This window comes from Caballeronia humi, assembly GCF_001544475.1.
Taxonomy (GTDB): Bacteria; Pseudomonadota; Gammaproteobacteria; order Burkholderiales; family Burkholderiaceae; genus Caballeronia; species Caballeronia humi.
Genome location: NZ_FCNW02000097.1, coordinates 1 through 10,943 on the forward strand (window position 1 = coordinate 1; position 10,943 = coordinate 10,943).

The 10,943-nt window shown below is 62.0% G+C and carries 10 protein-coding genes and 1 pseudogene; 6 read left to right on the forward strand and 5 right to left on the reverse strand.

All coding sequences use genetic code 11. From position 1 onward, the window contains the following. Positions 1-484: 484 nt before the first annotated feature. The 3 genes from AWB65_RS33205 to AWB65_RS33215 all read left to right on the forward strand — a co-directional run bounded on the left by AWB65_RS33205 (position 485) and on the right by AWB65_RS33215 (position 4,160). Entirely contained in the window at positions 485-1,450 is a 966-nt protein-coding gene (locus AWB65_RS33205; RefSeq protein ID WP_087671052.1) for a LysR family transcriptional regulator, read from the forward strand. A gap of 155 nt (positions 1,451-1,605) precedes the next feature. Next, a complete protein-coding gene (locus AWB65_RS33210; RefSeq protein WP_087671053.1) occupies positions 1,606-2,808 on the forward strand; it encodes an NAD-dependent formate dehydrogenase in 1,203 nt (400 codons plus the stop codon). Positions 2,809-3,239: 431 nt separating this feature from the next. Continuing rightward, positions 3,240-4,160, forward strand: a complete 921-nt coding sequence (locus AWB65_RS33215) for a LysR family transcriptional regulator (RefSeq protein ID WP_087671054.1) — start codon at positions 3,240-3,242, stop codon at positions 4,158-4,160. 130 nt (positions 4,161-4,290) lie between these two features. On the opposite strand, the gene AWB65_RS33220 is transcribed toward AWB65_RS33215, so the two are convergent. The 4 genes from AWB65_RS33220 to AWB65_RS33235 form a co-directional block, all read right to left on the reverse strand. Further along, the gene (locus AWB65_RS33220; protein WP_087671055.1) at positions 4,291-5,445 is read right to left on the reverse strand and encodes an NAD(P)/FAD-dependent oxidoreductase; all 1,155 of its coding nucleotides are present in this window, start codon (positions 5,443-5,445) and stop codon (positions 4,291-4,293) included. Continuing rightward, entirely contained in the window at positions 5,442-5,612 is a 171-nt protein-coding gene (locus AWB65_RS33225) for a rubredoxin (protein ID WP_087671056.1), read from the reverse strand. Before AWB65_RS33225 ends, AWB65_RS33220 begins: the two co-directional genes overlap by 4 nt. A gap of 19 nt (positions 5,613-5,631) precedes the next feature. Beyond that, on the reverse strand, positions 5,632-6,687 hold the full coding sequence (locus AWB65_RS33230) for a Rieske 2Fe-2S domain-containing protein (RefSeq protein ID WP_087671057.1): 1,056 nt from the start codon (positions 6,685-6,687) through the stop codon (positions 5,632-5,634). 115 nt (positions 6,688-6,802) lie between these two features. Next, positions 6,803-7,741: a LysR family transcriptional regulator gene (locus tag AWB65_RS33235; RefSeq protein ID WP_087671058.1), complete on the reverse strand. Its 939-nt coding sequence runs from the start codon at positions 7,739-7,741 to the stop codon at positions 6,803-6,805. A gap of 99 nt (positions 7,742-7,840) precedes the next feature. On the opposite strand from AWB65_RS33235, the gene AWB65_RS33240 reads away from it, so the two are divergent. From AWB65_RS33240 to AWB65_RS33250, 3 genes are read left to right on the forward strand one after another with little or no spacing between them, the layout of a single operon-like run. Beyond that, positions 7,841-9,145 (forward strand): CitMHS family transporter, encoded by a 1,305-nt coding sequence (locus AWB65_RS33240; protein ID WP_087671059.1) that lies wholly within the window; start codon positions 7,841-7,843, stop codon positions 9,143-9,145. 31 nt (positions 9,146-9,176) lie between these two features. Then, a complete protein-coding gene (locus AWB65_RS33245; protein ID WP_087671060.1) occupies positions 9,177-10,535 on the forward strand; it encodes an acyclic terpene utilization AtuA family protein in 1,359 nt (452 codons plus the stop codon). A 1-nt stretch (position 10,536) separates the two neighbouring features. Further along, positions 10,537-10,836 carry an AtuA-related protein gene (locus tag AWB65_RS33250; RefSeq protein WP_087671061.1) on the forward strand — a complete coding sequence of 100 codons (300 nt, stop codon included), beginning with the start codon at positions 10,537-10,539 and terminating at the stop codon, positions 10,834-10,836. 31 nt (positions 10,837-10,867) lie between these two features. Here the strand turns inward: AWB65_RS33250 and sdhB are convergent. Then, positions 10,868-10,943 (reverse strand): annotated as a pseudogene (gene sdhB / locus AWB65_RS33255) (succinate dehydrogenase iron-sulfur subunit); the annotation flags it as partial.

Here is a 10,943-nt window from a genome sequence, read left to right on the forward strand (position 1 = left end):
ATCGGCGAGATGTTGTCGAAGTATTCGCCGCCTAGCGGCGCAACCCACTCGCCGCCGATGAAATTGCCGTATTGCTTTTTATAAGGGAACTCGATATTCAGAAACTGCATTTCTGCATGATTCATGTGCGTGCTCCTCGCGTCTCCTGACGACCAGAGTTGGCACTTCAATGCCTTCCTCTGATCCCATGCTGTGGGACCGCCAACGCGAAACCCGACCCGCTAGCGGTGCTCGACGCAGCGAAAACTCCAGCGATCGACGCGATGCAGCATTCGAAACCAGGCTGAACCGCTCCGGCGCACGGAGGTTCCACGATGGCGTCGCCCTCAAGCATACGCTATATTTTTACGGATATATCGGCACGCCAAAGGCCATGGGTCAACGCGCCGCGGGCGTTTGCCCGTCACAAGAAAAACCGGCCCAGGTTCGCACCGCGCAACTCGCTCGGAGATGGTGCGAACATGGCCGACACCTGGAACCGTAGATGTTCATTCGTCAACTCGACTACCTCGTCACCCTTGCGCGCGAAGAGCATTTCGCGCGCGCGGCGGACATCTGCAACGTCTCGCAGCCGGCACTTTCATCGGCGATCAGAAGCCTCGAAGCCGAACTAGGCCTCACGATCGTCAAGCGCGGTCGCCGCTTCTTGGGCTTCACCGAAGACGGCGAACGCGTTCTCGGTTGGGCGCGTCAGACGCTGGCGACGCTCGAGCACATGCGCCAGGACGCGTCCGCAGCACAGGTTCGACTGAGCGGCACCATTCGAATCGGCGTGATCCCTACGACGATGCCTGTCGTCTCGCTGCTATCGAGCGCATGCCGGCGCGCGCATCCAGCGATTCGCTATTCGTTGCACTCGCTCAGTTCCGACGCCATCCTGCGCCAGCTCGACGACTTCGAACTCGACATCGGCTTCACCTACCTCGACGACCGTGTGCAGGCCGGCTTCGAAGTCCTCTCTCTGTATCGTGAGCGGTACATTCTGCTGTCGCCGCCAGACGCGACGCAAGGCGCCGACGCGGGCATCGACCGATGGGACGCCATAGGCAAGCTGCCGTTCTGCCTTTTGAACAGCGCAATGCAAAACCGACAGGTGATCAACGCGGCCTTCAGGAGAGCAGGGATTCAACCGATGGTCATCGTCGAAACCGATTCGATCCTCGACCTGTATTCGCATGTTCAGCATGCGGGCTTGCACAGCGTGCTTCCTCATAGTCTCCTGAGCGTTTTGGAAGCCAGCCGCGCGACGCTGCTCTTGCCGGAACTCACGCGCGACATCGGCCTCGTGACGCGCAACGCCGCCGCCATGCCACCGATCGTCGCGGCGATGTGGGAAGCAGCCGCCGAACTCGACTTGCAGCGTCATTTCGATTCACTGCTGCCGATTCCCGCAGCATCGAACCAATCGCGCCCTCGCATACGCAAGCCGAAGACAGGCACGACTTCATAACCTGCGCTTATCAAAGGATTCGATCAAACGATTGGACTCGTCACGCTCGCTCCACGAAACTGGATTCGTCGGTCGCATGCACATGCGCGAAACCGATCAAGCGGCAAAGGCGTTCAAAGCCGTTCCATATCCCATCAAAGTGGAGTGAGACAATCGTGGCCAAAGTTCTTTGTGTTCTGTATGACGATCCCGTCGATGGCATGCCCAGCAAGTACGCACGCGATGATGTCCCCGTCATCACGAAGTATCACGACGGTCAAACCGCGCCCACGCCGGACGCGATCGACTTCACGCCGGGCGAGTTGCTCGGCAGCGTATCCGGCGAACTCGGCCTGCGGAAATATCTGGAATCGCAAGGCCACACGCTCGTCGTGACATCGGACAAGGACGGCTCCGGTTCCGTTTTCGAGCGCGAACTAGCGGATGCCGAAGTTGTCATCTCACAGCCCTTCTGGCCCGCGTATCTCACGGCCGAACGCATCGCAAAGGCGCCGAAGCTGAAGCTCGCGCTGACCGCGGGCATCGGCTCGGACCACGTCGATCTGCAAGCGGCTATCGAACGCGGCATCACTGTCGCCGAAGTGACGTACTGCAACAGCATCAGCGTGGCGGAACACGTCGTCATGATGATCCTCTCGCTCGTACGCAACTATCTGCCGTCGCATGAATGGGTCAGGAAAGGGGGCTGGAATATCGCTGATTGCGTGGCGCGTGCGTACGACGTCGAGGGCATGAATGTGGGCACCGTCGCGGCCGGCCGGATCGGCGCCGCGGTGCTGCGCAGGCTCAAGCCCTTTGACGTCAAACTGCATTACACCGACCGCCATCGTCTGCCGGAGCATGTCGAACGCGAACTCGGCGCGACGTGGCATCCGGATGTCGAGTCGATGGCGAAGGTGTGCGACGTCGTAACGATCAACTGTCCGCTGCATCCGGAAACGGAGAACCTCTTCGACGAGCGCATGATCTCGAAGATGAAGCGCGGCGCGTATATCGTGAACACAGCGCGCGGCAAGATCGTCGATCGCGATGCCATCGTGCGCGCGCTCGAAAACGGACAGCTCGCGGGCTATGCCGGCGATGTATGGTTCCCGCAGCCCGCACCGCGCGATCATCCGTGGCGCACGATGCCGCATCAGGGCATGACGCCGCACACGTCGGGCACGACGCTGTCCGCGCAGGCACGCTACGCGGCAGGCACGCGTGAGATCCTCGAATGCTGGTTCGGCAAGAAGCCGATCCGCGACGAATATCTGATCGTGGACGGTGGTCGCCTGGCGGGTGTCGGCGCTCACTCGTATTCGGCAGGCAACGCAACCGAGGGCTCGGAGGAGGCAAGCCGGTTCAAGGTGGCGTAACGGGTTCAAAGCGCTCTCAACCGGCGTGCATCCGCACGCCGGTATCGACTCATTCGAACACTCATGCATCGAATCGTCCGTCAGATCGAAACGAACTGATTGCCACCGCGCGCATGCCGCAAAGCATGCTGTGCGGCTCTGCAGGCGGTGCGTTGGCCATCGCCACGCCGTTCAATCGCGTGATGCGCCTGTCGAAGCCCGCGCCTCGCGAAGTGCTCGTCCCACCTGATGCTAGCCCATAGTCGTCCGTCGATCTTTGACATATCGAATAGCGCATGATCCACGGTATACGGGGCTTTGGCGGACGTCCCGTCAGGGGCGCACATTGACCGTCGAAATATACGTCCGTATATTTCGATGTAGATTGGCTAAAACGATAAATATACCCGCCTAAAAAATGCGATTCCCCCGAGCGACAGGTCCCAAGCGCAATGTCCAAGCTAAGCATCGACTCTCACATGATCAGAGTCCTCCATACGCTGCTTACAGAATCGAGCGTATCGCGCGCGGCCACGCAACTCGGGCAGTCTCAGCCCACGGTCAGCATCGCGCTGCGCAGGCTGCGCGAACTCACTGGCGATCCGTTGCTCGTGCGAAGCGGAAGCCGCATGGTGCCGACGAGTCACGCGTTGACGCTCATCGAACCTGCCGCGCAGGCGCTGAGCAGCATCGACGCGATCCTCCATCCGAACACAGCATTCGATCCCGCTTCAAGCACACGAACCTTCCGGATCGGCTCGCCGGATTATCTCGACGTGTTCTTCGTGCCTGCGGTGATTGACGCGTTCCACAGGGAAGCGCCCGGCGCCAAGCTCGAATTCAAGCATCTGATGATGGTCGATGGTGGCTATGAAAACGGCCTGGAAACAGGGCTTCTGGATCTGGTCATCGGCAACTGGCGGACGCCGCCGGAGCATCTGCATCTGCAGCCGCTTTGTCGGGACGAACTCGTCTGCCTGATGCGCACCGGGCATCCGGTGAAGACGGGCGCATTGACGAAGGATGCTTACGAGCAGGCGGAGCATCTCGCCGTGACGACCTACAACACGACCGCGTGGGGCACCATCGATGTCGAACTCGCGCGCAATGGTCTCACGCGCACAGTGACTACCACGCTGCCCTACTTCGGCATGGCGCCTTATGTGCTCGTCCGCTCCGATCTGCTATTCACGACGACGCGCGCTTTGGCCTCACACTATGCGCGGTTGCTCCCCCTGCGCATCGAGCCGATTCCCGGTGGCGCGCCAGCGCTTACGTACTATCAGCTTTGGCATGAACGCGCGCATCGAAGCGTTGCGTCTGTGTGGCTGCGTCGGCTCGTGGCGAGCGTCGCACAAACGCTTGTCGCTTAAGATAAAAAAGCGCCGCAAGCAAAACTTGCGGCGCCAATGCGATCGTCTCATGCATATCCGGGCGACAGTCCCTGCACGCTGCCGGACGACCGCGACGCGGGTCGGTCAGGGGGAAGCTGCGTTGTTATCGTTATTGAACGCGAGTCATTGCCTTCAAGAGTTCTGCTTTACCCTGGGTCGCGGGGCCTAACAATGCGAAGCCAGTAGTTCTCCCGTCGACGGAGCTTTCGCACACCGCCCTCAGACCATCGAGAGAGCCGTCATAGAGCCACGCACCCGCTTCGGCCGGCGGAACGATAACCGTCGGCGAGGCGGGTGCTTTGACCGTGATCGGCATGACAGGGAAATCGACACGCGCCGGATCGCCGCTCAATGTTCGTGCAAGCGCGCGTGCCGCATGCATGATCGGCAACACGTACGGCTGCACCTTGCCTTCGAACGCAGCGCAATCTCCTAGTGCGTAGATATCGGGTTCGCTCGTTCGACACCAGGCGTCCGTGCGAATCCCGTTCTCGATCGCCAGACCCGCAGCCGATGCAAGCGCAGTCCGCGGAACCAGACCGATCGCCGATACGACGAGGTCCGCCGACAATGCTTCGCCATCGGCGAACAGCAGTCTAAATCCATCGGAGGATCTTTCTACGGACGTCACGTTGCGGCGTAGATGCAAGCGGATCCCGTGCCGGTTCAACGCGCTAGCGAAGGTCGCACCTGCACGTTCGGGCAACAGGCGAGAAAGCGGCGTGCCGGCCGGGTCGATCAGCGTCACCTGGAAGTCCGCGAGCGCGAGGTCGTTCGCAAACTCGCAGCCGATCAAACCCGCGCCAAGTATTGCGACCGAATGCACCTGTTGAAGACGCTCCCTGAAGCGCGCGTAATCGTCGAGGCTGTTGACAGATAGCACTTCGTCAGCACCATCGCCCGCAAGCGGAACGCGCCGTGCTTCCGCACCGAGCGCAAGAACCAGCTTTCCGTAACGCAAAGGCGCGCCGTTCACGATCACCTCGTGCGCATCCGGCAAGATGCGCTCGACCTTTCGGTGCACGACGATGCTCGCATTCAATTGCGCGCTCATCGCGGCAGCGTCGAAATTGGCGAGATCCTTCGGATGCTTCTTCATCGCGAGCGCATTCGACAGCGCGGGCTTCGAATAAGAGCAGCCATTGTCCTCACTGATCAAAACGATCGGCACCTTGGCGTCGAGCTTGCGCAATTCGCGCGCGACGGTATAGCCAGCCATGCCGGTTCCCACAATGACCACCGGCAAATCGATATCGGATGTCATGCCGTCACCACTTGCATTTCAAAGTCCTGTTTGCCTGTGCCGCAATCGGGGCAGATCCAGTTTTCCGGAACATCTTCCCAACGCGTGCCCGCCACGATGCCCTCGCCGGGCAAACCGAGGGCTTCTTCGTAGCGAAAGCCACAGATCACGCATTCCCAGATTTTCATGATGTTTCTCCGCGTGAGATCAGCGCACGTACGCCTGGCCGAGACCGATCTCGGCAAGCGCCCGTCGATAAGCACCCGACGAACGGTCCGCGAGAATCGGCGCTTCCGCACTTCGGTCGATCGGCAGGTCTTCCGGGCACTGCAATTCGACGATTGCGCGATCTTCTTCGAATACCTGGCGATTGAACGCATAGACGTCATCGAGCGGAAGATCCTTATCGAAGTTTCTCGCGATCGGCACGAAGAGGCGCGTCATGCGCGCGGACACCGGGCTCGCCGCGTTCAGGATCGCGAGCCGTCCGCCCTCGGGGAAGTCCACCGTCAAGCGCGCGAAGAAAGGCACGTCCACCTCGAACACGCGGCGCCAAAGGTATCCTTCCGGCGCGCGATGCTGCATCGACTTCGGGAAGTTGCTGACGGTGCTCACATACTCAGCGCTCATCCCGCGCTCGCGACGTTCCACCGAGTATTGCGGCACCACCTGGTTGTGCCGATCCGCAAAGCTATCGTGGTGAATCCATGCGAAGTGTGCAACGTCGATGAAGCCTTCCGTCTGCCGTCCCGCTGATGCCTTGATGTCGATCGATGGCGGCAGGATTTGCTGGAAGCCTTCGGTATCCCAGGCCGGGAAATCGGGCAACGGCTGCGTGCCACCGCCCAAGCTCACCCAGATCAATCCATACGCTTCGCGGGTCGCATAGGTGCTCAGGCGCAGGCGCTCGGGAATCGGGCCGTCCGATTGCGATGGAATGTGGTTGCACTTGCCGTCGGAACCGTACCTGAGTCCGTGATAAGGGCACACGATGCTGCCGTCCTCGACCCAACCCTGACTCAGCGGCGCACCGCGATGCGGGCAGACGTCGCGCGCTGCGACGAGCTCGCCATTCGAACGAAAAACGACGAGCGGTTCATCGAGCAGCTTCACGCTGAGTGGCTTGTCCGCGACATCCGATGCGAACGCGACGGGGTGCCAGTATTGGCTGAGGATTTCCCAGTCGCGTGCATCGAAGGTGCAGTTGCGGGGCAAGTGGGGGGCGCGCTGAAACGTCAGCGGCGCCGTATTAGGGGTCGCCATTTCCTCGTCTCCAGAAGCTGATGTGGGGTGACAGCAGCCGTGTTCGTCGTCGACTGCGTGGAAATGACAATAGCGGGATGCGGGGCGCCGCCCAATCCTCCGGCCGACATTGAGTCTATGTTCGCGACGTAATGCGTCTTCTTCCTTGCCTGCTGGCAGACGGGTCGTCCCCGATACGCGCAAGCATTGCCGCAACGAAGCGCTCCGTCAAAGGCGGCAGCGTCCGCCCGCGCTTCTTGATCAGCGCAATCGGACGGACGAACGCGGCATCGTCGATGGGGCGAACGACGAGCCCGGGTTCCGCCAGCACCTCGCGCGCCGTGCCGGGAAGGATCGTCACGCCGAGGCCGCCGCGCACCATCGCGACCGCGGTCATCATGTACGTCGGCTCGCACGCGATCACCGGCGCGCACGGCGCGTGCGCGAGCGCCGCATCGACCACCGCGCGCACGCTCGTGCCTTGCGCGGTCAAAACGAGCGGCACGCGGGCAAGATCTTCGAGTCCGATGCGTCGCCGACGCGCAAGCGGATGGGCCTTCGGACACACCGCAACGAGCCGATCGACGCCCGTATAGAGCACATCGAATGCGTCCTCAGGAAGTTCGCCTCCCGTGAGACCGATATCCACGTCCTCGTTGCGCACGAGCGCGTTCACCGTGCTCGCGACCACGTCGCGAATCTGAAATCCCGCACTCGGCACCGCCTTCTTCAGGTCCTGAATGAGGTCCGGCAAGAGGCTCGCCGCGAAGGTCGGCAGGCACGCGACGCGCACCGTGCCGCTCGAACCATTGGCGAGTGAGCGGGCATCGGCGAGCACCTGCTCCATGTCGTGCAGCGACTTCTGCAGCACCGGCAGCAGCTCGCGGCCCGCCGGCGTCAGCGCGACGTTACGGCTGTTGCGATCGAACAGCCGCACGCCAACCGTTTCCTCCAGCCGCCGAATCTGCACGGTGAGCGCCGGCTGCGACAAATGCAGCCGCGTGGCCGCACGCGTGAAGCTGCCTGTCTGTGCAACGGCGACGAACGCCCGAATGTCGCGGAGGCTCAGATCCATTACGTTCCTTGAATGCTGCGATCAAATCATTTCAATTGATCTATCGCTGGTAACAAATTACGCTGAACCACACTAAAAGACAAATCCGGAGACAAAGCCATGCTGCCACTATTGGGGCTCGCCACCATCGTCGTGCTGCTCGCGGCGATCCTTTCAAAACGCATGTCGCCGCTCGTCGCGCTGATCATCGTGCCGATCGCCGCGTCGCTGATCGGCGGCTTCGGGCTGCAGACGAGCAAGTTCGTCATCGATGGCCTCAAGAGCCTTGCGCCCGTCGTCGGCATGTTCGTGTTCGCGATCCTCTACTTCGGCACGATCACCGACGCCGGCACGCTCGACCCGATCATCGACCGCATCCTGAAAGCAGTCGGCACGAAACCGACGCGCATCGTGATGGGCACGACGCTCCTCGCGCTCCTGATCCATCTCGACGGCTCGGGCGCCGTGTGCTTCCTCGTGACGATCCCCGCGATGCTGCCGCTCTACGATCGCCTGAACATGGACCGGCGCGTGCTGGCCGCGGCCGTATCGATGGCGGCGGGCATCAACTTCCTGCCGTGGACGGGGCCGATGATCCGCGCGTCGGCGTCGCTGCATCTGCCGATTTCGTCGCTCTTCAATCCGCTGATTCCGGTGCAGGTGATCGGTCTCGTGTTCGTATTCGGCATGGCGTACTGGCTCGGACGCCGCGAAGAAAAGCGCCTCGGATACGCGCACGCAGATGGTTCGATCCCGATGCCCAAACGTGAACTCACGCCGGAAGAGCAGGCACTGCGCCGCCCGAAGCTCTTCTGGTTCAACATCGTCCTCACGCTGATCGTGCTCGGCACGATGGTGGCGATGGGCGAGAAGATCCCGCCCGCCATCATGTTCATGGTGGGCCTGTGCGTCGCGTTGATGGTGAACTATCCGAACGTTGACATGCAGCGCAAGCGCATCGATGCCCATGCGCGCGCCGCGCTGATGATGGCCGGCATCCTGCTCGCGGCAGGCGTCTTTACAGGCGTGCTGCAAGGCAGCGGCATGCTCAAGGCGATGGCGCAGGCGGCGGTCGGCTTCGTGCCGCCCGCGATGGCTAGCCACATCCCCGTAGTGCTCGGGCTCGTGTCGATGCCGCTCAGCATGCTGTTCGATCCCGATTCGTTCTACTTCGGCGTGTTGCCGGTGGTCGCGGAAGTGGCCGGGCAACTTGGCGTGCCCGCCGTGCAGGTCGGACAGGCGGCGCTGCTCGGGCAGATGACGACGGGCTTCCCGGTCAGCCCGCTCACGCCCGCGACGTTCCTCGTAGTCGGCCTGTGCGGCATCGACCTCGCCGACCATCAGAAATTCACGTTCCCGCTGCTGTTCGGCGCATCGATCGTCATGACGATCGCGTGCGTCCTGCTCGGCGTTTTCCCTTTGTGAGGGTGCGAGCCACATCATGGACACTAACGCGATGACTGCAACTCAAAACGCACGCTGCGTGCGCATCGGCGCGGGCGCCGGCTATTCGGGCGACCGGATCGAACCAGCGGTCGAACTGGCCGAGCACGGCGCGCTCGACTATCTGGTATTCGAGTGCCTCGCCGAGCGCACGATCGCAATTGCACAACAGACGCGGCGCAATCATCCGGACCTCGGCTATGACCCGCTGCTCGAAGCGCGCATGACGGCCGTGCTGCCGATTGCCGCTAAGAACGGCGTGCGGATCATCTCCAACATGGGCGCGGCCAATCCGATAGCTGCCGCGCGCAAGACGGCGGAGATCGCGCGATCGTTGGGCATCGATGGGCTAAAGATCGCCGCCGTTACCGGCGACGACGTGCTCGGCGTCGTAAAGCAAGGCAACTTTACGTTCGAGGAATCAGGCGATAGCGTCGCGTCATATGGCGAGCGGATCGTATCGGCGAATGCTTATCTAGGTGCGTCACCGATCGTCGAGGCGCTTGCGGCCGGCGCGGACATCGTGCTCACAGGTCGCGTCGCGGACCCCTCGCTTTTTACCGCGCCGCTGATCCATGAATTCGGCTGGAGCATGGACGACTGGAACACGCTTGGACAAGCGACCGTCGTCGGGCATCTGCTCGAATGCGCGGGACAGGTGACGGGCGGCTACTTCGCCGACCCCGGTTACAAGGACGTCTCGAATCTCGCGCGGCTCGGATTCCCGATCGGCGAAGTGAGCGCGGACGGTTCGGTCGTCATCACGAAAGTGCCGCACGCGGGCGGCCGCGTGACCGAGGCGACATGCAAGGAACAACTGCTCTACGAGATCCACGATCCGCGGCGTTATCTGCAACCCGACGTCGTTGCCGATTTCACGCGCGTTCGCGTGGCAGAGGAAGCGCCCGACCGCGTGCGCGTGACGGGTGGCTTCGGTACGCCGCGAACGGATACGCTGAAGGTATCGGTGGCGTATGTGGACGGTTTTATCGGCGAGGGGCAGATTTCTTATGGCGGGCCGGGCGCGCTCGCGCGGGGGCGCCTTGCGCTCGATATCGTACGCGAGCGGCTAAGCCTGACCTGTGTGGAGACGAGCGAACTGCGCTTCGATCTGATCGGCGTCGATTCGCTTCATGGCGAGCAAGCCGGCGCGCGCGGTGGCGAGCCTTATGAGGTACGTGTGCGCGTAGCGGGACGCACGGCGTCTGCGGCTCAAGCGGCGCGCATCGGCAATGAGGTGGAGACGCTTTATACCAACGGACCCGCAGGCGGCGGCGGCGTGACCAAGACCGTGCGTGAAGTGCTCGCGGTGCAATCGATTCTGCTGCCACGCACGCAGACGAATCCCATGTTCGAATTCGTGGAGGCTTGAAATGAAACTGAGAGAACTTGCCCACTCGCGAACCGGCGACAAGGGCAATACGCTGAACGTATCCGTCATTTGTCACGACGCGCGGCATTATGAGCATCTGCGGCAGACGCTGTCGGCGGATCGCGTGAAGGCGCATCTGGGCGACGTCGTGCGCGGGGAAGTCGTGCGCTATGAACTGCCTGAGCTGGCCGCTTTTAATTTCGTGCTCGGACGAGCGCTTGGAGGTGGCGTGACGCGTTCACTCGCGCTCGATGCGCACGGCAAATCGCTAAGCTCTGCGTTGATGGATATCGATGTGTAGAGCGCGGCGGCAGGATGGCCGCCGCTAAAACTCAGACAGCCCGCCGCACCATCAATTCCTTGATCTTGCCGATCGCCTTCGTGGGATTGAGCCCCTTCGGGCATACG